We start from the raw sequence: 24,554 nt of genomic DNA, 5'->3' as shown, positions 1-24,554 counted from the left end.
TGCTTTATGCTAGTTCAACTGATTAGTCCTTTATTAATTTAAAACAAAAATTTTCAAGTCCATAAAATAAGTGAGCACAAAGAATTCAATTCAGTCTAAAAAATCCAATCTGATATAAGTGTCTTCTATGCTTGGGGTTGAGTCTACCACGAGATCCAATTTGTAGTTATTAGGAATATTGTCCCAGGTTTCATATAGTTTTCCATCCACATAATAGCGTTGTGGAGGATTCTTTTCTTTATAGCTGTTATCATGCATCAGTCCATAGATATTCTGAGGTGCTGAAGTTCCGGCTTTATTACCTCCAAGGACCAATTCCATTTTTCCGTCTCCATCAACATCAGCCTTGATCCAGTTCAACTCAAGGATTCGGTTATAACTTTCATCAGCGATCATTTCTTTAATTTTTTCATCAAAGTGTTCCAGGATTATTTTAGCGTTTTGGACATGTTTACCCAATGCCAGATGCGATGATTTAACGAGCAAAGGCTTCTTGCCAATGGCGAGGAACTCTGTTACATCATTCAATTGGTATGTAAGCATGTATTGTATCAGTAAAGCATCGACCAGCATATAATCAATTTTATCTGACAGGAGATTCTCCAGATTTTTTTGGTTGCTCAGATCTGAGACAACCTCGACCTCCTGATTTTTGTCAAAATCACCATAGGCATAATTATTGATCACACCTATCTTCTTGCCGCTTAACTCATCGAAAGAAGCAGCGCTGACATCACTGCCTTTTTTACCAACTAAGATCAATTGGTTATAAAAATAAGGTTTTGAAAAAAAATAATATTTTTCTCTTTCATCACTTATCCATAAGGCTGGACTACCATCGAATCTGCCAGAATTTATCTCGATAAAGATCTTGGCAAACTCCATCGTCTCAATGGTTGAATTGATTTTCATTCGGCCCAATGCTTCTTGAACCAGATCAGAAAGGATTGATTTTTCTCCGTCAATATCTGTAAAAGGTGGCCATACATCTGCCGCAAGTGACAATTGCCGGTCTTGAGCATATACAAACAGGGTAAAAAAAGAAAGCACGTAAAACAGATATTTTTTCATAACAACAAGTTAAGAAAAAAAAGTTGGAACCCTACTTGCTGTTTCCGGGATGTTTTGAGCTGCTACCTATCCCTTTTTTGATTCCTTGATGGCATGATTACAGGCTCTGGCGGTTAATGCCATATAAGTTAATGACGGATTTTGAGTTGAAGTTGAGGTCATACAAGCGCCGTCGGTAACATAGACGTTTTTGCAGGAATGAAGTTGGTTCCATTTGTTCAGCAGTGAAGTTTTTGGGTCCTTGCCCATCCTTACTCCGCCCATTTCATGAATATCCAATCCAGGAGCCTGTTTTGAATCATAGGTATTGATATTGCTGAATCCGGCTGCTTCAAACATCTCTGTGAATTGCTCATAAAAATCTTGTATCATTTTCTCATCATTTTCATCATAATCCACATCAATTTTAAGTAATGGAACACCCCAGTCATCAACTTTTTCAGCATCTAATGTTACCCGGCTCTCTTCTTTTGGAATTGTTTCTCCCATCATATGAGCCCCCATTTGCCACGGTCCGTATGTTGGGTTTAGCAACCCGTCTTTCAATTTCTCGCCTAGTCCGCTGTTGTCTTGAAGAACCTGTCTTCTGGCCCCAAAGGTGGCTGCATATCCCCTTAAAAAATCTGTTTCCTGTTTTTGTACGTTCCTAAACCTTGGAACATAGGCACTGGTAGGTTCTCTTCCGGTTGTATGTTTGTCTTCAAAACCTTCGTACTCAGCAAATAGCTGTGCCCTGTAATTGTGAAAGGCAATGAATTTTCCGAGCAGACCATTATCATTGCCAAGCCCGTTTGGAAATCGATTGGAAGTTGAATTGAGCAGAATCAAATTCGTATTTAAAGTACCGGCGTTTACAAATATGACAGGAGCATAATAATTTTTGGTTTCCTTGGTTTTAGCATCGATGACCAGCACTCCGCTCGCTTTTTCTTTTTGCTCGTCATAGGTGATAGAGTGGACCACAGAATCGTGTATCATCGTAAGGTTACCAGTTTTCATGGCCCATGGCAAGGTACTTGAATTACTGTTGAAATACCCGCCAAAAGGACAACCCCGCTGACAGAGATTTCTGTATTGGCATTGTACTCTTCCCTGTTGGGCGAAAATCTCTCTGTTTTCAGTGATATGCGCACACCTTCCGCTGATAACATGCCTTCCTGAATAATTTTTCTCAACGACCCCTTTAAAATGTTCCTCGAGGCAATTGAGGTCCATGCCCGGAAGGAAGTCACCATCAGGCAAAACATCTATACCGTCATAGTTGCCGGCAATTCCCACAAATTTTTCTACATGACTGTACCAGGGCGCAAGATCCTTGTAAGTGATGGGCCATTCAACGGCAAAACCATCTCGAGCCGGCCCGTCAAAATCATACTGACTTATTCTTTGGGTTTGTCTTGCCCACAAAAGAGACTTTCCACCTGTTTGATAGCCCTTGATCCAGTCAAAAGGTTTTTCCTGTATATAGGGATGCTCTTTGTCTTTTGAAACAAAATGTTGGGCATCTTCCTGAAAAACGTAACATTTGCTTGCAATGGGATTTTCTTTCTTAACATCTTCCGGAATAATTCCCTTGTGTTTGAATTCCCATGGATTCATGTTGGTAGTAGGGTAATTAACGTTGTGTTTCACCTCAGGGCCTCTTTCAATAACCAGGGTTTTCAGGCCTTTTTCAGCGAATTCCTTTGCGGCCCAACCCCCGCTCATTCCCGAACCTATAACAATTACATCATAGGTATTTGCGTCGTTAGCGTCTATATTGAAATTAGCCATTTATATTTATTCTTTTAGAGTTGTCAATTGTCTCGCATGGACCATATGTACCGGGAATTAGGGTATAGGGCATCACCTCGGTCATCATGTATTCAGAACGCATATAACCAAGTGAAGTAAAATTTTTGGTTGTTTGAACGAAATTAACCAGATCCTGATCCGCAGGTTCCAGTGTGCCACCTGCCTTTTCCAGTATGCCCGACAATGCCTTGATGCGGTCCTCTGGTATCAGTTTGCCAAATCGTTTTCCGCTTATATTTTTGATACTGTTGTCAAAGTTGTTAAGTCCTGCCAGGTAAGATTTTTGAGAAGGTTCGTCCATACAGTCATCGACCATTATCCAAACAAAGTCATGAACGTTAAGGCTTACGGCACCCGGAATTTCTCCTTCGGGAATGATACAGCCTACAAGTTCTTTCATTAATGTTTCCTGACTTTCGGTAATCCTTAATTTGTTCAAGGCCAAGCTTACCTTTTCTTCTGAAAAATCGCAGGAAGGGAATAATACAACTCCACCGGTTAGGAGCCCCAAATTTTTCAGTGCTTTTCTTCGATCCATATTTTTGGTTGTACGATTACTGCATCAATTCAAACCTGAGAAAAGTATTAAAGGAAAATTGGAAAAAAGGCAGCAAATCACGTTTGCGGTAAATATATATAAAATATGAGTCTAAAAAAAAACATTAATATGTCGTTAATTATTAATTTACATTGTTCACTTTGCCTGAGCCGGTAATCAATACATTTACTTCGGGAGTACCTAAATAATTGATATTACCCGAACCGGTAATGTTACCATGAAGCTGATTTAAAGGGTGCACATTAGCATTACCGCTGCCCGAAATAATTACTTCATACGATAAAGATTCTATAGCAAAGGCATCAAAATCTCCTGATCCGGAAATGTTAAGCTTTACAGATTCCAGATCTGTAAAATTATTTGTACCAACAATGTTTCCACTTCCGGTAATATTAAAAAGAACTTCTTTCGTACCACTATTGCCGGCAATTTCAATATCTCCGGAACCACTGACTGCGAAAAGCTGATTTTCCTGATTGGTGAATTCTTCAATTTTTATACTGCCGGATCCTGTTAAATTTGCAGCTTTCAGATTTGGAATCGTTATTTCGATATCCATATTGGCGTTTTTATAACAGCCATTCTTCAGTCTTATTTCCCATTCTTTATTTGCGATGTTCGTGTTGAGTTGATCAATAATATTCGGATAACCGGTCACCTTTACTGCTTGAATGTCTCCTTGCTTGACCGTTAGATCATCGACGCCTAATAAACTTACTTTATCAAATGAAGCAAGCTCTATGGTTCTGGTTTCAATAATTCCTTCGCCTGTTATACAACTATCATCTTCACATGCCAAAATGGAAAATGAAATGATAAAAATGATCAATGAGGGTAATGGCAATAATTTCATAAGTATTTATTTTGGTTATATAAATGACGCTTATGAATCTAAATTGTTACTTATTTAGACATGAAAATTGAGTCAACCTTTGCTCAAGGGAGATGAAGCTTATATTCGAATTTTTGCTCTTGATTGTTAAGAATTCCCCGGGTTCAGGTTTGTCCACTCATATTTGTTTCACATGCCGAAACTCCTTCCAGAGCTTTTCTCCTTTTAGGGGCTCTTAAAAGGGTTGCTTCATATTGTTCCCTTGCTTCCTGAGGCCTTCCCTGGATCAAAAGCCAGTCTGCATATAATTCGGTCGTTGGTTTTTGAATAACAGGCGGGCCGTAGCTATAGCTGAGGTTCTCTTCAAGCTCGAGGGTTTTCTTAAAGTGGGTTTCGGCCTGTTCTGAATCATCGTCAAGCCATGACCTTAATGCCATAAGCTGATACATCATGATTTCGGTTTCCAATAACATGGAAGGTGATGTAACGTAACGGCTGGCTCCCGAACAGAATGGTGCATTATCGTAACTCACCAAATAAGATTCCTTGTCGTGATCTTTTTTTAGTTCATTGATAACTGTATCCAGAGAAGCCTTATCATCTTCTTTAAAGGCCTTCATACCTTCTATAAAGTTGTATTTTGATCGTGTTGTGAGGTTAAGATCTTTAACGTCAACCGGTATAGTCACAATCTCACTGTTCCAATCATCACTCTCTACCAAATAGGTGCCTTTTAGGTATACCAAATGCGCCCTTGAATATTTGCTGGGAGCTTCTTTGGCGTAGCCTTCCATATCGATAACCAGTTTTTTGGCATCCTCTATCCTTCCTTGCTGGAGATAACCATATGTTAACCAGTGAAAGGCGTGAAAACCCCTGCCATCTGCCGCAAGGTTCTTGGCAATCATTCTGTTCACACTGGCCTGATAAGAGTTTTCATTACTGCTTACGACCTTATCCCACATGCCAAGAGCCACATAAATATGTGAAGGCATATGAAGCGCATGACTTGCATCGGGAGCCACAACTGAATAAGAATCTGCGGCCGAGAGGGCTAGTTTTGCATGTTCAGGATCATCATAAGAATGAATGAGGTAGTGAAGGGCCCCTGGATGATTTGGGTTTTCCTCAAGGATTCCTTTGACGATCTGAGCCCCTTTTCCATAAATCTTGTCATCACGTCCATCGGCAACCGACCCTAAAAGTGATAAGGCGTAAAAGGCTGCAACTTCGTGGTTGTCGGGATACTTCTTATTTAGTCCAGACATGTAGTCTGCATAATTTTGATCCCTTGTGGTTTTCAAGGAGTCAGATTCATATAAAATATGTATCCCTTCAATGAAGTCACTTTCGAGTTGTGAAATCTGAGCTGCAGCGCTTACCGATTTAAGTTTTTTCAAGGCTTCTATTCCTTTGTCATAATCCTGTTCCGACCACAGGCTATGGTTATAAGTCATTGCCTCTCCCCAATAAGACATCAGCATGGAAGGATCTTCTTTCTGGGCCTCTAAAAATGCCTCTCTGGAATCGGTGTATTCAAAACTGTGAAGGAGCAAAAGCCCTTTTTCAAAATGAGGAATAGCAAGTTCACTTCCGGTAACCTCAATATTTACAATGCCAAGATAAGTTTTTTCAGGTTCTTCCTTTTTGCAGGATAGCAAAACGAGCAGGATGAGAATTAAGGTTTTTTTCATGACGGTGAATTTTGATTTGTGAACATAGTGATATCAGTTTAATTGGGGCACACAAATGATGAAAAATAGTTATAAATAAAGTAGCCACCACTTTTCAGGATGACTGGGTTTATATTGCATATACTTTTTGCAGAACAGATAAAGAATGAAAACGAATAAAAGACAAGACACGTATAATGAAACCTTTCCCCCTTTTGATCATTTTCAAAATACGTGCACTTGTCAAGTTGTTGATATCTGGTCCCAAGCTTATGTATTCACAGTAAGCATTTATCTGACCCGTTCTTTTTATTGAGGAATTCATATAACTTCATTTTTATTTCCGGGCAATCAGGGCACTGGCAGGACCTGTTAAAGGCATGACACTTATTTTTTTGAACCCTGCTTCCCCTGCCCATTCTTCGAAGTCTGCAAGGCTGTAATCAAAGCCTTGATCAGTTTCAATGAGCATGTTAAGTGACATCATTAATCCAAATGCATTTTTGTTTCTTTCGTTGTCTATGACGTTTTCAATGACGACAAATGCTCCATGGTCCGGCAGGGCATCATAGGCCTTTTGAATAAGCATTTTTTTATCTTCATGACCCCAGTCGTGCAAAACGTTGCTCATGGTAATAAGTTCCGCTTTTGGGAGATCATCCTTAAAAAAATCACCTGAAACCGCCTTTATTCTATGGTCCAACCCCAAGGCTTTAAAATTACTTTCGGCAATAGGTGCCACCTGCGGAAGATCAAAAGAAATACTCTTGATATGCTGATCATTTTTAGCGATATGAACGCACAGGTTCCCCCCGGAGCCCCCAATGTCGCAATGGGATTTAAAACCGGAGAAATCAAAATTCCTGGCAAAAAAATCGAAATTACCTGCCTGAACACCCCCCATGGCATGTAAAAATTCTTTTAGCCGGTTCTCATCCGAATATATGGCTTCGAATAAAGGGGCTTCACCGGATTTCGATTCATTCTGAGGTTTTCCCGTTTTAAGGGCTTCTTCCAGGTTATTCCAAAAAGGATACAGGCGATTATTTGACATTTCAAGGATACCGCCAATATACGTCAGCTTGTTTTTATCAAGGAAGAGATCAACGTCCTGAGAATTGCTGTACATCGCATTTTCTTTGATTCCTTTTCGTTGTAAAAACCCAAGGGCCACAAGCGTGTCGAGGAAGTCAAATAACGATCTCTTGTGAAGACCAAGTAACTGTTGAATTTGTTGACCTGATTTTTCCCCTGTGGCAAGATGGGTAAAAAGATTCATATTTACAGCGGTAAGCAGTGTTTTAGAGGCCCAGAAGCCCATGCCAATTTGCATAATTTTTGAAGGGTCTATTGTGCTCATAATAGCTTATGTTTTAAAGTTTTGTTTTATGTGATCAGAAAGCCTTAGGGTGAGTGCAGTTAATGTAAGTGTCGGATTTGGAGCTCCCGAGGTGGGATAACATGCAGCCCCGGCAACAAAGAGATTTGCTATTCCATGTACTTTGCAATTCCTGTCAACAACCCCCATTTTAGGATTCTCATTCATTCTTGTCGCGCCCATGTGATGCCACCCACCGTTGGTATGCTCTGGGAAGGTATCGTCATTTTCATCTCTTAACCAATCTCTTATTTGCACCCTTCCTATACCGGATAGCCCTACCTGTTGGGCAAATAGCTTATTGAGCCTTCGTATGCTCTTTTTATCAAGTGCTGTCAATTCCCAATTGAGATTAGGAAGAGGAACTCCCAATGCATCTTTTTCAGACGTTAGCGTCACCCTGGAATTGGGATTCGGGGCCTGCTCTATTCTTATATCCAGCTGATAGGCTTTATCAGTTTCAGAATCCGGATTCTTTTTTGAAAGTTTATCGGCTTCCCTCCAGTTAGAAAACATGTTGTCGGCTGATTTTCTTGGATCTTCATTTTGCCAGGTGAGCATTCTTGGCTTGAAGTGTTTTGCTACCTTCAGAGGTAAAAAGCCCAGGGTACCGTTAAGTAACTCGTGTTTTTTTTGGGTTTCCTCAGTAAAGGCTAATTCAGCTCTTGTATATCTGGGATTGCTGGGCCAGCTATACAGATCTGTTTTAAAATCTTTAAAGAGATAAAGGTCTGAAGTTGATGTTTCTATGTGTTCCATAAAGTAACGTCCCACAACATCGTTTTCATTTCCGAGGCCCCTTTTGGCCTGCTTGTTTGAGGCCAGCAGCAGCCTGACATTTTGTATGGTGCCACAAGCCAGAATAAATTTTTTGGCTTTGACAATATGGTTCTTTCCCTCGTGGTTTTTTACTTCGACTTCTGTAATCTTGTTAAGTGCTTCATTCGACACTATATTGGTCGCATTCGCATAGGTGTATAAATGAATATTTTTGGCTTCTTTGATCGTATCTGCATATACTTGCCCGATTCTTGAGGATTCACAGAATTGCCACATTTTGTTCCAGATCACTTGCTCATTAAATGGGAGCGCATTGTAATTTTTTTCCTGTTGTTCCCAGAAACTCAGGTCGTAATTATAAGGTCCGAGCTGGTAAATTTTTTGGGCCTTTGCATAATATGGATCTAATTCCTTTTTCGAGATTGGCCAGCCACTGTGAGGCACCCAGTCGCGTTTTTTGAAATCCAGTTCGTCAAAGGGGGCGCACATACCCGCCCAGTGACCCGTTGTACCTCCAAAATAATGTAATCTTGAGGATCTTAACGGGTAATATTTTTGACCCGACAGACTTCCTTTGTTGAGGTCCTGAATTTGACTTTCATATTCAAAGCCACCTCCTTCCAGCAATATGACTTTTTGCTTAAGGTCTTTCCAGTCCAAAGCCATACTGATACCTGCCGCTCCGGCACCAATGATGCAAATGTCTCCTTCAATAATGGAGCCATTAGGTAATATTCTTGCGTCTACATGCATAATTAAATCATTAATGTTGAATACAAAGCACATTGACGGGCTTCAGTCAGCGAAATCAACCAGCCGTCGAGGATGACGATTTGATCGGTTTCAAAATCTTTTGTGATTCTTTTTTCAAGTTCCAGCCTAATGGAATATTCATTTAGAACATCTACTTTCAAAGATTTTTTAAGGTTTTCACCAATGTTTTCCATTGGGAAGAGGGCACGGTATTTTGCGCCAATATCCTTTATGGTGTCGTGATTCCATATGAGATGTAAGGAATTTGCCCCCGATATGAATTCAGGGTTTAGCGCATTTTCACACGAAGCAAAGGCTTTTAAAACGATTGCGGTTCCAATAGCAGATGACAATAAAACAAATTTTCTTCTTTTCATCAGGGTGCCATTTTTGAGTCTTCTTCTGCGACTTTATGAGAAGACACGAATTCGGCTTTCTTGAGCTCTTCGTACAATTGTATTGTATCCCAATAACCATATTCTTTTACGATCTTTCCATTTATGAATTGGAAATTTAAGTGAACGGGTATTTCAATTATTTTTTCATTGGCCTTTAACTTGCCGGTCCATAGACCCCAGAAATTCACCCAGGTCCTGCCTTTATCATCAATGACTTGTTCGAAGAATAGATTTTCTTTATCGAATGAGTAACTCAACAATTTTGTGATCAATTCCTGATGTCTCTTCATGACTCCTTCCGGGCTTTCAAATTGAGACCAGGTATTCTGAAATATTTTTGCAGAATCAGCATACTGTTTAAACCATTCTTCCCAGTTGGCATTTTCATAGTCGGTAAGTCCTTTCTTCAAGAGGTCTATTTCTGCAGATGCAGTTTTAAATCTTTCGGGTGATTTATTTTGACAGCTGGGAACTATAAAAAGCAGCAATGCAAATAATAATACTTTTTTCATATTAAATTTCAAAAGGTTTGGTTAGCGGTTGTTTATAAAGGTTTGATCAGTTGATTTTATTATTTGGCAGGCATATACCCCAGGTCCTCTCTCATCCATCCTCTTTTTTCGTCGGTTTTCCATGTGTATTTGCTCATTTCTTTTAATAAGGGTTCAAAATCATCTTTCATGGCTTTCCAGTTTTCATCTCCTTTTTTGGCGCTGTCTAAATTATTTTCTGCAGCAACAGCAATCATATAATAGGTACCCATCACCCCGAAACCGGTTTTATAAACCCTGTAATGTATCTTTGAATTGTTTTTTTCAAATGCGGCTTTCATCTTCTTCATTGTTTCGACAAAGCCTTTATTGTTTTCTGGTGTGACATAATTATAATACATTGTTCTGTAGTTTTGGCCTTCAATGGTTTGTGAAACTCCATCTGGCATGTACGATAAATTTTTGTTGAGATAAACAATATAGTCACCATGTTCGTCATAGGTTGAATTAAACCTTGCGAAAAGGGCATTCAGTTTATCAGCTCCCATTTTTTCGGATAGTGTTTCGAAGCCTGTTTTATCCAGTTCTGCAAATGAATTGATGGGAGTCACATACAAATATGAATTGTCATTCAGAGCTAAAGTCAGCCATCTGGTCTCCTGAACATTATGTTCCTTGCAGGCAGCTACGAGATCTTTGGCGATTTGCTCGTATTCATCTGTCATACCTGGTTTAACCCGGTCTTCATGGATCCAGTAAGTCTGGTAGCTATTTTCTTCCTGAGCAGAAGATAAAACAGGTAAAATTAACATCACGAGTGTAATAAGGGAAAGTTTTAGAAGTTTCATTTTGTGTTGATTTTAGTTAATATTTTATTCTGTATTTGGTTTTAAAAGGCGATAACCAAGTTGCTGAAGGAGCGAAAGTTCATTATAAAATACGTTTTCATAAATGATTTTACTTTCTTCATTCAAATCAATTCTCGACAATCCGCTGATTATTATTTTTTTACCGGTAGCCTCATTATCACCGAATACACCAGTATTTGTAGCTTTTATATTCCAATTCACAAACACGGTATTCTCAGCGGCAACTATTGATTCCACTGAAAGTTTCAGGTCAGGGAAAGCAATGAAGAGCACATTGATATTAGCTGTCAAATCTGCATTTTCTGTCGCAACCTCGATATCGTTCACTTTTCGCGTAAATTCTGATGAAAAAAACAGATCAAGGCTATTCAGGTCTTTTTTATTCCAAACCGTATCTATAAAATCGAGTACTGTTTTTTTATGTTGTGATTCTTTTTCTTCCTGATAGGCCGTATTGCTGCATCCTAACAGAAGCAGAAAGAAAAATGCTATACGATATTGTTTAGACATGGTGCGGGATATTCAGTTGAGTAATGGATCTTTTAGTTATCTAAAGTTACTTCTCTTACCAGTAATTTAACAAACCTCTTAGGACAAACGATTCCTTTTCTTGTCCGAAGAGGTAGTTTTATTTATCAAATGAAATTGACTTTAAATTTGTAACTTTCTCAAAATTATGTGTCAGTAGGCTTGGCTTTTATCGTTTTCTTCATTTGTTTTTATCGATGTCAAGATTTTATGTGGCTAATAATTTGACAGGATCAACAGACCTTAGTATGAATAAGAAATATTTAATTTTTCAATTTTTTATTATCCTTATATTTTTAGGATTAGGGGTAATGTCTGCCCAGCAGCTCATTGACCCTGACAGATCGAATCCGTATAACAGAATTTTTGTCGACACAGATAATTTTGGATCTTCCTATCTCGAGGAGCTTGAAGCAGGCTACCCCAAACTAAAGACGGATAGCCTCAAATATGCAGCCTTGAATGACCTGGCTTATTACACCCATACAAGAGATCTGAACAAGGCTCTTGAATTTACGCGATCAGGGCTCAAAATGGTAAGGGAAAAGAAGAATATACTTTGGGAAGGAAGGTTTCAGATCACGGAAGGTGCCATACTCCTGAGAATGGAACAACTCGATACGGCCTTTGCAATTCTTCAGGATGCAAAGGGAAAGGTTAAAAAGCAGGATTTACCACATTTATTTACTCAGTTGGGATATGTATTTGAAAGAAATGGAGACATCATGAGGGCTGCTGATTATGCGCTGGAGGCGAAAAGGATTGGTACCGAATTAAATGATAAAAGAGCGATTGGACAGGCTTACAGTGACTTGAGTAATTTGTATTGGAAATATTCTGATTTTGATAAAGGCCTTGAATATGGTTTGATGTCGGTAAAATTTTTTGAAGGACGCAATTTAAACGATATGGAATATGATTTTGTTCTGTATGTGGTAGGAAATAACCTGCTAAGCCTGAAGAGATATGAGGAGGCCCTCAGGTATTTTCAACATGCGAATTCTATCGGAAAGCGATATGGCTTCTACAATAATTTATGTGATATTAACATTTCACTTGTTGACCTTTACACCGATCTTAACCAATATGATGAAGCTGAATCAGCAGGTAAGGAAGCTCTCAAATACGCAAAGTTGATCGATAATGATTTTTTAATGATGCGCTCATTGCTTGCATTGGGCAGGTTAAAATATTTTCAGGGAAAGTATAATGATGCCATACATACGCTCAATAAATCACTGGAAGTCGCTACTCCTGAATTTGGGGATAAGTTTTATTTAAGCCAGGCTTATGAAAGGTTGAGCAGGGCATATGCCAAAAGTCACAGTTATAAAAAGGCGATCGATGCTTTTGGTGTTTATGATTCTTTAAAAAAGCTGGTTTTTATTGAAAATTCAAATAAGAGAATGTCCCTGCTTCAGACAGAATTTGACCTTGCCGACAAGGAAATCACAATCCAAGGAATGGAAGAAAGGATCAAAAAACAAAGCTCGACTCAAACGCTTATCACGATCATTGCCGGCCTCTTGCTTATTTTGCTTATGGTATTGTATGTTACCTATGAAAATAATAAAAAGAAAAATATCCTGCTTGAAAAACAAAATGAAGAAAAGGAGTTTCTTTTAAAGGAAATACACCATCGGGTAAAGAATAATTTAGGGATTGTTTCCAGTTTGCTCGATTTGCAAGCTGAGAAGATTAAAGACCCGAAAATTATCTCAGCGATCGAGGAAAGCAGAAACAGGGTGTATTCAATGAGTATGATTCATCAAAAGCTTTATCAGGGATTGAATCTCTCATCCATTGGAATGAAAGAATACCTTATAGATTTAAGTCAGCACATATCCGATTCCTATGGAGGTGACGGAAGAATATCTTATAACTACGATCTTGAGGAAATGGAGCTTGATGTAGATTCAGCCATTCCTATGGGCCTGATCGTAAATGAATTATTGACAAATTCTTTTAAGCATGCGTTTCCCAAAAATGTTAAAGGTTTGATTAGTATTACCTGCCGTCATATAACAGAAAGCCGCATACTCCTCGAAGTTGGGGATAATGGAATAGGTTTGCTGGAGTTCGATAAGGAGGATGATGCGGGCCGCGGTTTTGGCACTCAATTGATCGATCTGCTTATCCAGCAACTGGATGGCTCCATTATGACCATAAATGGTTTGGGAACAAAAACAAGGATGGAGTTTGATTTGGACTAAAAGGTTTGCAAACGATTCATTAATTCACGCCGTAACGTTTTACTCAAAGGAACCGCTTTTTTACCTATGACGACATGGGTCCCGGCAACCTCATCAACATGACGAAGATTTATGATAAAAGACCTGTGTATACGCAAAAAGTGCTCTGGAGGTAATTTGTCGTCAATCTCTTTAAGCGTCATCACCAAAAGGCATTCTTTATTTTTAGCATAGATTTTACAGTAATTCCGGTCGGCTTCAAAATAATATATATCGTCGATCATTATTTTGATCATTCTTTCATTTCTTCTGACATAAATACAGTCACTTTGAACAAAGGGAGATATACAAGTCGGCTCTTCTTCAACCTTATTCTTCCTGCCAATACGGTCCATTGTCAACTCAATGGCGTGTTGTAGATCAAGTTTTTTAAAAGGTTTGGAAATAAAAGCATATGGATTCGTGGCCTTCGCCCTTTCAAAATTTTCTTCATCAGCATTTGCAGTAAGGTAAATAACGGGAACCTCAGTTTCACTTTGCATTTTAATGACGGTTTGTATGCCGTCAAGTTCTCCTTTCAATTGTATGTCCATAAGTACAATATCAGGTTTATTTTGGCTCACATAAGCTATCGCTTCCTCTCCTCTTGATACTATACCGGTTACTTCATAACCAAGTTTGGAAAGTTGCAGAGAAATATTGGCACCAATAATCATTTCATCTTCTACGATCAAGATTTTTGCAGGGGAGTTCATTTGAGGAGGTTTAAGGCTTTAGACGAGCTGGTTGTATTTTTTTTAGAGTCAATTAAAGTGTTAAAAATTCATTTTATAAGCTGTTAATAATGAGCCGAATATACTAAAATATTATGAAATTGACAAAGTTAGTTTCTCAATGGCTTTTTTCTGAGTTAGCCTCCCGTATTGTAAGTATCAATAATCCAGGGGAATCAAAGAATCAGACTCAGTGTCGAAGGCTTGAATTCTAAAGCGAAGACTATGTATTAGTTTGTTTAAAAAGTAGTAATTTAGTCTTGTAAAAAGAATAAAGAAAATGGAATTTGAACAAGCTGTAAAAGAATTGAATCAGAAGGGGTTTTTGGATTTGAAATTATCGGATGAAATCGACTATGCGGCAGAAATCGTAAAGCTTAAGAAAGAAAAGAATGCCGTTATCCTGGCGCACTATTATCAGGAACCGGCTATACAGGATATTGCTGATTTTGTTGGGGATAGTTTGCAACTCTCATATAAAGCAGCAGAAGTTGACGCCGATCTGATCGTTTTTGCAGGCGTACACTTCATGGCCGAAACAGCAAAGATTCTCAATCCTGACAAGAAAGTGGTTCTTCCTGATTTAAATGCCGGATGTTCTCTTGCAGAAGCCTGCACGGCCAAAGACCTTCAGGCTTTTAAAGACAAACACCCGGATCATATAGTTGTTACTTATGTAAATACTTCGGCTGATGTGAAAGCAATAAGTGATATTTGCTGCACTTCTTCAAATGCCAAAAAGATCGTCGATTCTATTCCCCTTGACCAGCCTATCATATTTGCGCCCGATAAGAATCTGGGTGCTTACATTAATAAAGTCACTGGGAGAAACATGTTATTATGGGAGGGAGCCTGTATTGTTCATGAAGCATTTTCCATAGACAAGCTATTGAAAACTCATCATGCCCATCCAAAGGCCAAGATTATTGCGCACCCTGAATCAGAGGATCACATTTTAAAAACAGCAGCCTATATAGGATCAACCTCCGGCCTGATCAATTATGCCAAAACCGATCCGGCCCAGGAATTTATCGTGGCCACTGAGGCCGGGATACTGCATGAAATGCAAAAGAAAGTACCCGATAAAACCTTGTATCCTGCACCAGCGGTCGAAGATAATACATGCGCTTGCAGTGAGTGTCCCTACATGAAAATGAATACAATGAAAAAACTGTATCTCTGTATGAAATATGAGTTGCCCGAAATTCATGTACCTGAAGACATACAAAAAAAGGCATTAATCCCAATCCAAAGAATGCTGGATATATCTTCCAAATAAAATGTCTGTATTTAAAACTGATCTACTCATATTGGGTTCGGGCGTTGCCGGACTTTCCATTGCGATTAAAACAGCAACTTCCTTACCTGAAAAGTCAATACTGGTTGCTACCAAGGCAGATGAAAGTGAATCAAATACAAAGTACGCCCAGGGAGGCATCGCTGCGGTTTGGGATAAACTCGATTCATTTGAAGATCATATTAAAGACACGATGGTGGCCGGAGATTATCTGTCTGATCAGAATGTGGTGAAAATGGTGGTTGAAGAAGCACCTAACTGTATGAAACAGCTTATCACCTGGGGTACGGATTTTGATCAGAATAAGGAAGGGGAAATAGACCTGGGAAAAGAAGGAGGTCATTCAGCCAACAGAATTTTGCATTTTAAGGATATAACAGGTTTTGAGGTGGAGAAAACCTTATTGGAACAGGTAAGTAAGTTGCCCAATATAAAACTTTTACCCTATCATTTTGCGATTGACCTGATTACAGATCACCATTTACATAAAAAACATTCTCAAGATAGCATATCCTGTTATGGCGCTTATATACTGAATCAGAAAACAAATAAAATTGATACTTACCTTGCATCTTCAGTAGTTCTGGCTACAGGTGGAATAGGCCAGGTTTATGCTGCCACAACAAATCCCGTGATTGCTACAGGTGACGGAATTGCCATGGCCTACAGGGCCAAGGCAAAAATCACGGATATGGAATTTGTGCAGTTCCATCCAACTGCACTTTATCAACCTGGAGAAAGCCCCTCATTTTTAATTTCTGAGGCTGTTAGGGGTTTTGGAGCCTTCCTTAGGAATAAAAAAGGTGAGCGTTTTATGCTTGCCATAGATAAAAGGGCGGAGCTTGCCCCAAGAGATATAGTGTCGAGAGCCATAAACAGTGAGTTGATCTTTACAGGCGACCCGCACGTATACTTGGATTGTACTCACCTGGATATGCCCGAATTCATCAAGCATTTTCCAAATATCTACGAAAAATGCAAAAGCTTAGGAATTAATCCCGAATCTCAATGGATTCCGGTAATTCCCGCAGCACATTATCTTATGGGCGGAATAGAAGTAGATACAAATGGTTACAGTTCTATAGGAAACTTATTTGCTTGTGGTGAATGCTCAAGAACAGGCCTTCATGGTGCAAACAGGTTGGCGTCTAATTCTTTGTTGGAAGCATTGGTTTTTGGCAATAAAATTGCACAAGAGATCATTCAAAACAGGGCTCACATGATTTTTAATAGCAAACTTTTGATTCCTGAATGGGATGAAGAGGGCACTATGGTTCCAAAGGAGAAAGTGTTGATCTCACATAACAGGAAAACCATTCAGAACATCATGACAGACCTTGTGGCAATTGTAAGATCAAATGAAAGGCTCGAAAAGGCACTTGATCATTTGAATTACCTGTTTCAGGATACCGAGAAAGCCTATGAGAAGTCAAAACTCTCCCCACAAATCTGTGAATTGAGGAACCTGAATGCTGTAGCTTATTTAATCGTGCATCAATCTATGGCGAGAAAAGAAAACAAGGGGGCATTTTTCAGTTTGGATAATGTTGAGGTAAAGGAATAATCTCAAATTTATCAGTTTTGGTCATCTGTTTTAATGCCTCAATTATAATGGGTGGAGGTGTTGTCAGTTTGCGTTTTGAAAGATCCATCCAGGCTCCAAAAACTTCTATCTGAGCGGAGAGCTCCCCGTCGCTTCTATAAATATTATGCAGAAATTTGAAACGTTCACCCTCTGTAGAACTGCCTTGTAACAATACTTCAACTATAATGTCTTCTCCCATAGCTATTTCTTTAAGAAAATTTGTTTTTTCCTGAAACAGAACCGGACCAATATGAAGCTTGTTGAATTCCTTTAGTGAAAGACCGTACTTAGTGAATAATCTCACCCTCGATTCAGCTGCGTAATCGTTATAGGCACTATGGCGTAAATGATTATTAGGGTCAAAGTCTGACCAGCGTGTAAGAAAAGAAACTTTATAACTCATCTAAATAAAAAGTTTCATTAAGATAAGAGAGCGGCAATTCTTTTAACAGCCTCTTTTAACTCATCCTGGGAAGCCGCATAACTGATCCTGATACAGTCGGGAGCTCCAAATGCCTCCCCGGTCACTGTCGCCACATTAGCTTTTTCAAGCAAAAGCATTGCGAAATCTGAAGCATTTTCTACTTTGGTTCCTTGAATAGTCTTTCCAAAATAATGAGAAACATCAGGAAACACATAAAATGCTCCCTGCGCGACATTGGTTTTTATTCCTTCTATGTTGCTCAATAACCCGATAATCAGATCTCTTCTGATCTTGAATTCATCTACCATATACTGGATTCTTGAAACAGGCTCATCCAGGGCAGTAATGGTTGCCCTTTGGGCGATGCAATTTGCTCCTGATGTAATTTGCCCTTGCATCTTGTTACATGCCTTCGCAATCCATTCAGGTGCTCCGATATATCCGATTCTCCATCCTGTCATGGCAAATGCCTTGGCAACTCCATTTACGGTAATGGTTCTGTCGTACATGCTTTCTATGGCAGCAAAACTAAAATTAGGCACACCATAGTTGATATGTTCATAGATCTCGTCAGACAGAATGAAAATCTGAGGGTGCTTTTCCAATACTTTGGCAAGCGCTCTGTATTCTTCTTCAGTATAAACCGTTCCGCTGGGGTTATTCGGTGAGTTAAAGAAGATCATTTTTGTTTTCGGCGTGATGGCTGCTTCAAGTTGTTCGGGAGTTATTTTAAAGTCGGTCTCAATAGTTGAAGGAATTTCAACATAAGTGGCCTCCGCCAAAATACTAATGGCCGAATAACTTACCCAATAAGGAGCGGGCAGAATTACTTCATCACCCGGATTTAACAGTACCATGGCCACATTGGCTATGGACTGTTTTGCTCCTGTCGAAACGACAACTTGATTGATATTATAATCAAGATTGTTATCCCTTTTAAACTTTCTGCAGATCGATTGTCTCAGATCAGCATATCCGTTGACAGGACTGTATGAATTGTAATTGTCTTTGATGGCCTGAATTGCAGCATCTTTAATAAATTCGGGAGTATTAAAATCTGGCTCTCCCAGGCTTAAACTGATAATATCTTTTCCCTGTTCTTTTAATTCCCTTGCTTTGGCTGCCATCGCCAAAGTTTGTGAAACGGGTAAACTTTTAATTCTGTCGGATAATGGTTGTGACATTGTAAGGCTATTATTTAATATTTATGCAAATTCAGGGTGTTTTCCCAATGTATCAAGCTGTTTGAAATGGTCGATAAATGCGCCGATCATCGTTCGGTATTCATTATAAGGCAAATTGAATTCCTTGGTTGTGTTTTTGACAATCTCAGAGATCTTTTTATAATGGATATGAGAGATATGTGGAAAAATATGGTGTTCTACCTGATGATTCAGCCCTCCGGTGAAAAAATTCACAAGCTTGTTGTTAATGGCAAAATTTGACGTAGTATATAATTGATGAATCGCCCAGGTATGCTCCATTACTCCCTCCTCGTTGGGCTGGGGCATGTCAGTATTTGGCATAACATGTGCCAGTTGAAATACGACACTTAAGATCATTCCGGCCGTGTAATGCATAATAAAAAAACCAATCAACACCTGCCACCAGGGAATTTCCAATACCATCATGGGTAAAGCCAGCCAGATTGTATAATACAGAATTTTTGTCACTACCAAAACCGACCATTCTTTTACAGGATTTGGAAATTTACCATAAGAAAGTTTTCGCTTTAAATAGTTGTGCATTTGTTTGACATCAGTGGTTATTGCCCAGTTAATGGTTAATAAGCCATAAAGAAATATCGAATAATATTTTTGAAATTTGTGAATTTGCAACCACTTGGCATGCTTTGAAAAACGGATGATTCTTCCGGCGTCTATATCCTCATCCAAGCCCTGAATATTCGTATACGTATGGTGAAGCACATTGTGTTGCACTTTCCAATTGTAAACGTTGCCAGCCAGGATATAAATACTGCTGCCCATAAGGCTATTGACCCATTTTTTACTTGAAAAAGACTCATGGTTGGCATCGTGCATTACATTCATTCCAACTCCGGCCATCCCGATACCGATTGTGATGGTCATCAAAACCATTGCCCAAACAGGCAATTCAACCGTTAGCAAGATCACCAATGGAGCTATAAAAATAGCAAACATGATTAGCGCTTTGGTATATAGTTTCCAATTTCCCGTTTTTTCTAGATTGTTCTCTTTGAAGTAGTTATTTACCCTCTTGTTGAGCGTTTTGATAAAGTTAGTCTTATCTCTTGTAACAAATTTTACCCCTTGCATATATGTTCTTTTATATTTTTGTTTTAGCAACAAAATTCAATTGGCAAAGTTAAATGATTTTTGGCAGAGTTTTGTTAAAATAAAGCCATATTATTATCAAAAAATTAACATATGTTTGTCATTATTGATAATGATTCAACAGCTTTGTTTTAGTCTTTCTTTAGCCTAAAAGATAATTTGTATTTTTAATAAAATTTGATAATGGACCTGATCTCTCAAAATTTTCCTGATCTTACCACGGAACAACTGGCGCAATATGCAAAACTGGAAGGTTTGTATAAAGACTGGAACTCCAGGATTAATGTTATTTCGAGAAAGGATATCGATTCCTTATATGTTAAGCATGTTTTGCACTCCTTGGGGATAGCTAAAGTTCAGCCTTTTTTACCTTCGGCCAGGGTTTTGGATGTTGGCACCGGTGGGGGTTTTCCAGGAATTCCCTTAGCGATAATGTTTCCTGAAACTGAATTTGTATTGGTCGATTCCATCGGAAAAAAAATTAAGGTTGTTGAAGAAGTTGTGCTGGCTTTAGGTTTAAAAAATGTAACAGCAATTCACGGAAGAGCAGAAAAGGTGAAGGGTGAATTTGACTTTATTGTCAGCAGGGCAGTAACGCACATGGATGATTTTGTTAAGTGGGTAAGGAAAAAAGTCAGAAGGAAAAGCCGTCACCAGTTAAAGAATGGGATTCTCTACTTAAAAGGAGGAGATCTCGAAGAAGAGCTGAAGCATTTCCCAAGTGCCAAATTATTCGATTTGACCGATTATTTTGACGATACATTCTTTGAAACAAAAAAGGTGGTCCACCTTCCGATTAAGTACAGGCTTTAGTTGTTTTTGGTCCATCCTGTGAGCCCTGCCGAAACAATGAATTTCATGAGTTCACTGGAATTCACATCGAGTTTTCTGATCTGCGTTCTGGGCACGATAAAAAGTTCTCCCGAAAAGTTATACGAATGGGGAAAATATACGGCAACCTTACCCGCTGCTTTAATGATATCAAGGTTTTCTTCAGTGATAAATCCCAATTTTTCCAGGTCTGAATTTAAATTTACTTTAACCAGTACCGGCTGATTAAACTTTTTCTCCTTGCCTACAAAAGCAGTGAAAAGATCATTAAAGGCGGAGTAAATAAAGTTGAGCAGCGGCACTTTGTCAATTATTTTTTGAAACACTTTTTTAAGTGGTTGGGCAATGATGGTTCGTCCCAAAAAGCCCACAAAGATCAAAAAAATCAAAAGTGACAGTAACCCAAGGCCAGGTATCTGTATGTCAAAAAACCTTGCCAGTAACTTCTGAGACAGTCCGTCAACCAAAGTAAACGCACCATAAATGATATAGGCTGTAATTCCTAGTGGGGCGATATAAAGCAGCCCTTGAAGCAGATAGTTAATTAATTTTTTCATAAACCACGTATTTGAATAAGGTGTTTTTTAGATCTTCAAATTACAAAGATTTTAGTTGGGATACTGAATGAAAAAAAAGAATTATTCGGTTTTTTATTCCGTTTTGGTGGAGGCTGTTTGTTTTACAACAGGGTAATTATACCCGGTGATTTTTTAATATAGTTGATTTTCTTCCTTAAATTAGCTTGATTATTGTACTATTCAAAATTTATAACCTGGTGATTCATGGACAAGGAACTTTCTTCAATACATTACGACGAATACCTGCAACTAAAAAAAATACTTGACGCACAACATTTGAGAAGTGTTGGGTTCAACAAACCGGCACATGATGAAATGCTTTTTATAATCGTACACCAGGTCTATGAGCTTTGGTTTAAAGAGATACTCCATGATTTAGGGTCAGTAATGGAACTTTTTAGTGAAGGAACAGTTATTGAGTCTCACATTGGCGTCGCTATTTCCAGGCTTGACAGGATCTCCAAAATCCAAAAAATACTTGTTGATCAGATTGACATTATTGAAACCATGACCCCGCTCGATTTTCTGGATTTTAGAAATTACCTGCTTCCTGCTTCGGGGTTCCAAAGCTTTCAGTTCAGACAACTGGAAGTGTCATTGGGTTTAAAAAGAGAGCGAAGGATTTCTTATACCCAGTGTTCTTATTCAGGTGTATTTTCTGATAAGGAGCAAAAGATACTGGATGAGCTTGAAAAAGGTGATTCTATGTTTGACCTGGTTGAAAAATGGCTTGAGAGAACTCCTTTCCTGCAATTTGAAGCATTTGATTTTGTTGAAGAATATAAAAAATCTGTGGGCTTAATGTTGAACAGGGAAGAACAGGCTATTGAAAGCGCCGATTATATTTCAACTCAGGAAAAGCAACTCAGGATAAATATGATGGGAGAGACAAAGACGTATTTCAACTCCATTTTTGATGAAGCGATTCATGATCAAAAGATGAAGGAGGGTACATTAAAACTTTCCTATAAGGCTACCATTAGTGCCTTGCTGATCAATCTTTACAGGGATGAACCCTTATTGAGACAGCCGTTTATGTTTCTTCAGAAACTTGTTGATATGGACGAACTTCTAACCACCTGGCGTAACAGGCATGCCCAAATGGTGTTGCGTACGCTTGGACAGAAAATAGGAACCGGAGGCTCTTCAGGCTATGATTATTTAAAAACCACAGCCGATAAGCACAGGGTTTTTTACGACCTTCATAACATTTCAACACTTCTTATTCCCAGGTCATTTTTACCTGAATTGCCAAAGGAATTAAAAGAGAAGCTGGATTTTAACTTTTCGAAAGACAAATCGTAAGACGTTTATATGATATTAACTATAACCCTGGATAAGCAACGTTTTGATTTCGACACGAGTCTTGTTAAAGACCTGTCGATACCCTTGGAATTTAACGGCAGCCAACCTCGTGTTTACGGTGTCAATAGGGCCGGTTCCCATACCTATGAAGGTGATGGATTCATTGGCGACACACGAAAGGGAGGCGCTTGTAATTTTGAGAAACTGACCTTGGTGCCACATTGCAATGGAACTCATACCGAATGTATTGGTCATATTACCCATAAGCGATTTTCGGTGCAGGAACAACTTAAAGATTCTTTGATTCCATGTACCCTGATTAGTATTTTGCCCGAAAATGCCATGAATTCATCTGAGGACTATGATCCACCCAAAGAAAAGGGAGATGCTTTTGTAAGCAGAAGTGCTTTGGAAAAGGCCTTGAAGCCGGTTTCGAAATTGTTTTTAAAGGCCTTGATCATCAGAACGCTTCCCAATGATCATACAAAACTTTCGAGAAACTATTCGGAGCAGAAACCTCCCTTCCTTTCTCTTGATGCCATGAATTTTATAACAGAGCTCGGTGTTGAGCATATACTTGTTGATCTTCCTTCCATTGACAGGGCCTATGATCAGGGAAAACTGAATACCCACCGTCTTTTTTGGAACGTCAAACCAGGAAGTCATGAGACAACTGCGCATAGTTTATTGAACAAAACCATAACCGAAATGATTTATGCTGCTGATGAGATCGTTGATGGGTCATATTTATTAAATTTGCAGATAGCGCCTTTCGTATCTGATGCTGCGCCGAGTCGCCCTTTACTGTACCCCTTAATCAAGGCTTGAAATGCCTGTAATTATAATCTTATGGAATACTTGAATACTGAGGAATTTGCCTTAATGATGGATAATTCCGATCCTTTGAAAAAGTATAGAAATGAATTTTATTTTCCGAAACACAGCAATGGCGAAGAGGCTCTGTATCTCTGTGGGAATTCCCTGGGGCTTCAGCCTAAATCAGCCAGGGATTATATAGAAGCCGTTCTAGATGATTGGCGCAACCTCGGGGTAAAGGGACATTTTGAAGGAGCTCATCCGTTTACGACCTATCACGAATCCCTTGGTGAACAAATGGCGCGCATTGTAGGTGCTAAGAAGGAAGAAGTAGTGGCCATGAACAGCCTGACTGTAAACCTTCATTTGATGATGGTTTCCTTTTACCGGCCGGAGAAGGATCGCTTTAAAATACTGATCGAAAAAAATGCATTTCCTTCCGATCAATATGCAGTAAAGTCGCAACTTGAATTTCACGGTTATGACCCACAAACAGCTCTTTTGGAATTGGAGCCCAGGGCAGGTGAAGATATTTTGAGAACAGAAGATATCCTGGAGCTGATCAAAAACAAAGGCAAGGAAATCGCACTGATCATGATCGGAGGACTTAATTATTATACGGGCCAGGCTTTTGAGATGGAAAAAATTACACAAGCCGGACATCACATGGGCTGTACCGTTGGCTTTGATCTGGCGCATGGGGCAGGGAACCTCAATTTGTCGTTACACGATTGGGGAGTTGACTTTGCCGTGTGGTGTACATATAAATATATGAATTCAGGTCCGGGTGGCATAGCCGGATGTTTCGTACATGAACGACATATTAAGCGCAAGGACCTTCCGAGGTTTGCCGGATGGTGGGGACATGACAAAGCAACAAGGTTTTTGATGGATGACACCTTTGTACCGATCGAAGGTGCCGAAGGCTGGCAGATGAGTAATGAAACGGTTTTATCCATGGCCGCTTTAAAAGCATCTCTTGAAATTTTTGAGGAAGTAGGCATGAAAGCACTTGTGGGTAAGTCAAGATTGCTGACGGGATATCTTGAATTTCTGATCAATTCTTTAGGCAGTGAAAGAATTCAGATAATTACGCCCAAACAGCCTGATGCAAGAGGTGCCCAGTTGTCTATTCGGGTATTGAACAGTGACAGGTCATTGTTTAGGGCAATCAGTGACCGGGGAGTTATTGCCGATTGGCGGGAACCGGATGTGATCAGAATAGCACCCGCTCCGCTGTACAATAGTTATAAAGATGTGTTCGACTTTGTTCAAATATTAAAAAAGGAGCTTGGGCTCTAAAGAACCCCCA

General features: G+C 39.2%; 23 protein-coding genes. 7 read left to right on the top strand and 16 right to left on the bottom strand.

Annotation, left to right across the window (positions count from 1 at the left end):
• Positions 1–90: 90 nt before the first annotated feature.
• From AABB81_RS10075 to AABB81_RS10025, 11 genes are all read right to left on the bottom strand, one after another.
• The gene (locus AABB81_RS10075) at positions 91–1,071 is read right to left on the bottom strand and encodes a substrate-binding periplasmic protein (RefSeq protein ID WP_342160320.1); all 981 of its coding nucleotides are present in this window, start codon (positions 1,069–1,071) and stop codon (positions 91–93) included.
• Positions 1,072–1,137: 66 nt separating this feature from the next.
• The gene (locus AABB81_RS10070) at positions 1,138–2,844 is read right to left on the bottom strand and encodes a GMC oxidoreductase (protein ID WP_342160319.1); all 1,707 of its coding nucleotides are present in this window, start codon (positions 2,842–2,844) and stop codon (positions 1,138–1,140) included.
• Positions 2,837–3,403: a gluconate 2-dehydrogenase subunit 3 family protein gene (locus tag AABB81_RS10065; RefSeq protein ID WP_342160318.1), complete on the bottom strand. Its 567-nt coding sequence runs from the start codon at positions 3,401–3,403 to the stop codon at positions 2,837–2,839. Before AABB81_RS10065 ends, AABB81_RS10070 begins: the two co-directional genes overlap by 8 nt.
• A 142-nt stretch (positions 3,404–3,545) precedes the next feature.
• Positions 3,546–4,277, bottom strand: coding sequence for a head GIN domain-containing protein (locus AABB81_RS10060; RefSeq protein WP_342160317.1), 732 nt, complete (start codon positions 4,275–4,277; stop codon positions 3,546–3,548).
• Positions 4,278–4,420: 143 nt separating this feature from the next.
• On the bottom strand, positions 4,421–5,950 hold the full coding sequence (locus AABB81_RS10055) for a tetratricopeptide repeat protein (RefSeq protein WP_342160316.1): 1,530 nt from the start codon (positions 5,948–5,950) through the stop codon (positions 4,421–4,423).
• A gap of 316 nt (positions 5,951–6,266) precedes the next feature.
• The gene (locus AABB81_RS10050) at positions 6,267–7,289 is read right to left on the bottom strand and encodes a methyltransferase (protein WP_342160315.1); all 1,023 of its coding nucleotides are present in this window, start codon (positions 7,287–7,289) and stop codon (positions 6,267–6,269) included.
• 6 nt (positions 7,290–7,295) lie between these two features.
• Positions 7,296–8,840, bottom strand: coding sequence for an FAD-dependent oxidoreductase (locus AABB81_RS10045; RefSeq protein ID WP_342160314.1), 1,545 nt, complete (start codon positions 8,838–8,840; stop codon positions 7,296–7,298).
• Between the two features lie 2 nt (positions 8,841–8,842).
• On the bottom strand, positions 8,843–9,217 hold the full coding sequence (locus AABB81_RS10040; RefSeq protein ID WP_342160313.1) for a hypothetical protein: 375 nt from the start codon (positions 9,215–9,217) through the stop codon (positions 8,843–8,845).
• Positions 9,217–9,750 (bottom strand): nuclear transport factor 2 family protein, encoded by a 534-nt coding sequence (locus AABB81_RS10035; protein ID WP_342160312.1) that lies wholly within the window; start codon positions 9,748–9,750, stop codon positions 9,217–9,219. The genes AABB81_RS10040 and AABB81_RS10035 overlap by 1 nt, the downstream gene beginning before the upstream one ends.
• A gap of 59 nt (positions 9,751–9,809) precedes the next feature.
• A complete protein-coding gene (locus AABB81_RS10030) occupies positions 9,810–10,577 on the bottom strand; it encodes a hypothetical protein (protein ID WP_342160311.1) in 768 nt (255 codons plus the stop codon).
• A 24-nt stretch (positions 10,578–10,601) separates the two neighbouring features.
• The gene (locus tag AABB81_RS10025) at positions 10,602–11,108 is read right to left on the bottom strand and encodes an ester cyclase (RefSeq protein ID WP_342160310.1); all 507 of its coding nucleotides are present in this window, start codon (positions 11,106–11,108) and stop codon (positions 10,602–10,604) included.
• Between the two features lie 266 nt (positions 11,109–11,374).
• Between AABB81_RS10025 and AABB81_RS10020 the strand changes: the two genes are divergently transcribed.
• Positions 11,375–13,339 carry a tetratricopeptide repeat-containing sensor histidine kinase gene (locus AABB81_RS10020; RefSeq protein ID WP_342160309.1) on the top strand — a complete coding sequence of 655 codons (1,965 nt, stop codon included), beginning with the start codon at positions 11,375–11,377 and terminating at the stop codon, positions 13,337–13,339.
• Here the strand turns inward: AABB81_RS10020 and AABB81_RS10015 are convergent.
• Positions 13,336–14,073 carry a LytR/AlgR family response regulator transcription factor gene (locus tag AABB81_RS10015; protein WP_342160308.1) on the bottom strand — a complete coding sequence of 246 codons (738 nt, stop codon included), beginning with the start codon at positions 14,071–14,073 and terminating at the stop codon, positions 13,336–13,338. The genes AABB81_RS10020 and AABB81_RS10015 overlap by 4 nt on opposite strands.
• A 298-nt stretch (positions 14,074–14,371) precedes the next feature.
• On the opposite strand from AABB81_RS10015, the gene nadA reads away from it, so the two are divergent.
• On the top strand, positions 14,372–15,370 hold the full coding sequence (nadA, locus tag AABB81_RS10010) for a quinolinate synthase NadA (RefSeq protein WP_342160307.1): 999 nt from the start codon (positions 14,372–14,374) through the stop codon (positions 15,368–15,370).
• A 1-nt stretch (position 15,371) separates the two neighbouring features.
• Entirely contained in the window at positions 15,372–16,952 is a 1,581-nt protein-coding gene (gene nadB, locus AABB81_RS10005) for an L-aspartate oxidase (RefSeq protein WP_342160306.1), read from the top strand.
• Here the strand turns inward: nadB and AABB81_RS10000 are convergent.
• The 3 genes from AABB81_RS10000 to AABB81_RS09990 are packed head-to-tail and all read right to left on the bottom strand — an operon-like array spanning position 16,921 to position 19,694.
• The gene (locus AABB81_RS10000) at positions 16,921–17,376 is read right to left on the bottom strand and encodes an acyl-CoA thioesterase (RefSeq protein WP_342160305.1); all 456 of its coding nucleotides are present in this window, start codon (positions 17,374–17,376) and stop codon (positions 16,921–16,923) included. The genes nadB and AABB81_RS10000 overlap by 32 nt on opposite strands.
• A gap of 17 nt (positions 17,377–17,393) precedes the next feature.
• The gene (locus AABB81_RS09995; RefSeq protein ID WP_342160303.1) at positions 17,394–18,581 is read right to left on the bottom strand and encodes a pyridoxal phosphate-dependent aminotransferase; all 1,188 of its coding nucleotides are present in this window, start codon (positions 18,579–18,581) and stop codon (positions 17,394–17,396) included.
• Positions 18,582–18,602: 21 nt separating this feature from the next.
• The gene (locus AABB81_RS09990) at positions 18,603–19,694 is read right to left on the bottom strand and encodes a fatty acid desaturase family protein (protein ID WP_342160302.1); all 1,092 of its coding nucleotides are present in this window, start codon (positions 19,692–19,694) and stop codon (positions 18,603–18,605) included.
• A gap of 201 nt (positions 19,695–19,895) precedes the next feature.
• Here AABB81_RS09990 and rsmG point away from each other — a divergent pair, with 201 nt between their 5' ends.
• Positions 19,896–20,525, top strand: coding sequence for a 16S rRNA (guanine(527)-N(7))-methyltransferase RsmG (rsmG, locus tag AABB81_RS09985; RefSeq protein WP_342160300.1), 630 nt, complete (start codon positions 19,896–19,898; stop codon positions 20,523–20,525).
• Here rsmG and AABB81_RS09980 read toward each other — a convergent pair.
• Positions 20,522–21,100: a DUF502 domain-containing protein gene (locus AABB81_RS09980; protein ID WP_342160298.1), complete on the bottom strand. Its 579-nt coding sequence runs from the start codon at positions 21,098–21,100 to the stop codon at positions 20,522–20,524. The genes rsmG and AABB81_RS09980 overlap by 4 nt on opposite strands.
• A 225-nt stretch (positions 21,101–21,325) precedes the next feature.
• Here AABB81_RS09980 and AABB81_RS09975 point away from each other — a divergent pair, with 225 nt between their 5' ends.
• The 3 genes from AABB81_RS09975 to kynU are packed head-to-tail and all read left to right on the top strand — an operon-like array spanning position 21,326 to position 24,544.
• Positions 21,326–22,426, top strand: a complete 1,101-nt coding sequence (locus tag AABB81_RS09975; protein WP_342160296.1) for a tryptophan 2,3-dioxygenase family protein — start codon at positions 21,326–21,328, stop codon at positions 22,424–22,426.
• Positions 22,427–22,435: 9 nt separating this feature from the next.
• Positions 22,436–23,254 carry a cyclase family protein gene (locus AABB81_RS09970; RefSeq protein ID WP_342160295.1) on the top strand — a complete coding sequence of 273 codons (819 nt, stop codon included), beginning with the start codon at positions 22,436–22,438 and terminating at the stop codon, positions 23,252–23,254.
• Between the two features lie 21 nt (positions 23,255–23,275).
• On the top strand, positions 23,276–24,544 hold the full coding sequence (gene kynU, locus AABB81_RS09965; RefSeq protein WP_342160293.1) for a kynureninase: 1,269 nt from the start codon (positions 23,276–23,278) through the stop codon (positions 24,542–24,544).
• Positions 24,545–24,554: the final 10 nt, after the last annotated feature.

The sequence above is a fragment of the Lutimonas vermicola genome (assembly GCF_038433205.1).
GTDB classification, from domain to species: Bacteria; Bacteroidota; Bacteroidia; order Flavobacteriales; family Flavobacteriaceae; genus Lutimonas; species Lutimonas vermicola.
This window is presented reverse-complemented; position numbering and strand designations above follow the sequence as displayed.

What these genes read in the sequence shown, in the direction of transcription:
- AABB81_RS10055 (WP_342160316.1), bottom strand. Translation starts at nt 5,950, where the DNA reads ATGAAAAAAACCTTAATTCTCATCCTGCTCGTTTTGCTATCCTGCAAA.
- AABB81_RS10065 (WP_342160318.1), bottom strand. Translation starts at nt 3,403, where the DNA reads ATGGATCGAAGAAAAGCACTGAAAAATTTGGGGCTCCTAACCGGTGGA.
- AABB81_RS09975 (WP_342160296.1), top strand. Translation starts at nt 21,326, where the DNA reads ATGGACAAGGAACTTTCTTCAATACATTACGACGAATACCTGCAACTA.
- AABB81_RS10000 (WP_342160305.1), bottom strand. Translation starts at nt 17,376, where the DNA reads ATGAGTTATAAAGTTTCTTTTCTTACACGCTGGTCAGACTTTGACCCT.
- kynU (WP_342160293.1), top strand. Translation starts at nt 23,276, where the DNA reads ATGGAATACTTGAATACTGAGGAATTTGCCTTAATGATGGATAATTCC.
- AABB81_RS09980 (WP_342160298.1), bottom strand. Translation starts at nt 21,100, where the DNA reads ATGAAAAAATTAATTAACTATCTGCTTCAAGGGCTGCTTTATATCGCC.
- AABB81_RS10075 (WP_342160320.1), bottom strand. Translation starts at nt 1,071, where the DNA reads ATGAAAAAATATCTGTTTTACGTGCTTTCTTTTTTTACCCTGTTTGTA.
- AABB81_RS10070 (WP_342160319.1), bottom strand. Translation starts at nt 2,844, where the DNA reads ATGGCTAATTTCAATATAGACGCTAACGACGCAAATACCTATGATGTA.
- rsmG (WP_342160300.1), top strand. Translation starts at nt 19,896, where the DNA reads ATGGACCTGATCTCTCAAAATTTTCCTGATCTTACCACGGAACAACTG.
- AABB81_RS10040 (WP_342160313.1), bottom strand. Translation starts at nt 9,217, where the DNA reads ATGAAAAGAAGAAAATTTGTTTTATTGTCATCTGCTATTGGAACCGCA.
- AABB81_RS10030 (WP_342160311.1), bottom strand. Translation starts at nt 10,577, where the DNA reads ATGAAACTTCTAAAACTTTCCCTTATTACACTCGTGATGTTAATTTTA.
- nadA (WP_342160307.1), top strand. Translation starts at nt 14,372, where the DNA reads ATGGAATTTGAACAAGCTGTAAAAGAATTGAATCAGAAGGGGTTTTTG.
- AABB81_RS10025 (WP_342160310.1), bottom strand. Translation starts at nt 11,108, where the DNA reads ATGTCTAAACAATATCGTATAGCATTTTTCTTTCTGCTTCTGTTAGGA.
- AABB81_RS09995 (WP_342160303.1), bottom strand. Translation starts at nt 18,581, where the DNA reads ATGTCACAACCATTATCCGACAGAATTAAAAGTTTACCCGTTTCACAA.
- AABB81_RS10060 (WP_342160317.1), bottom strand. Translation starts at nt 4,277, where the DNA reads ATGAAATTATTGCCATTACCCTCATTGATCATTTTTATCATTTCATTT.
- AABB81_RS09990 (WP_342160302.1), bottom strand. Translation starts at nt 19,694, where the DNA reads ATGCAAGGGGTAAAATTTGTTACAAGAGATAAGACTAACTTTATCAAA.
- AABB81_RS10045 (WP_342160314.1), bottom strand. Translation starts at nt 8,840, where the DNA reads ATGCATGTAGACGCAAGAATATTACCTAATGGCTCCATTATTGAAGGA.
- AABB81_RS10015 (WP_342160308.1), bottom strand. Translation starts at nt 14,073, where the DNA reads ATGAACTCCCCTGCAAAAATCTTGATCGTAGAAGATGAAATGATTATT.
- AABB81_RS10050 (WP_342160315.1), bottom strand. Translation starts at nt 7,289, where the DNA reads ATGAGCACAATAGACCCTTCAAAAATTATGCAAATTGGCATGGGCTTC.
- AABB81_RS10020 (WP_342160309.1), top strand. Translation starts at nt 11,375, where the DNA reads ATGAATAAGAAATATTTAATTTTTCAATTTTTTATTATCCTTATATTT.
- nadB (WP_342160306.1), top strand. Translation starts at nt 15,372, where the DNA reads ATGTCTGTATTTAAAACTGATCTACTCATATTGGGTTCGGGCGTTGCC.
- AABB81_RS09970 (WP_342160295.1), top strand. Translation starts at nt 22,436, where the DNA reads ATGATATTAACTATAACCCTGGATAAGCAACGTTTTGATTTCGACACG.
- AABB81_RS10035 (WP_342160312.1), bottom strand. Translation starts at nt 9,750, where the DNA reads ATGAAAAAAGTATTATTATTTGCATTGCTGCTTTTTATAGTTCCCAGC.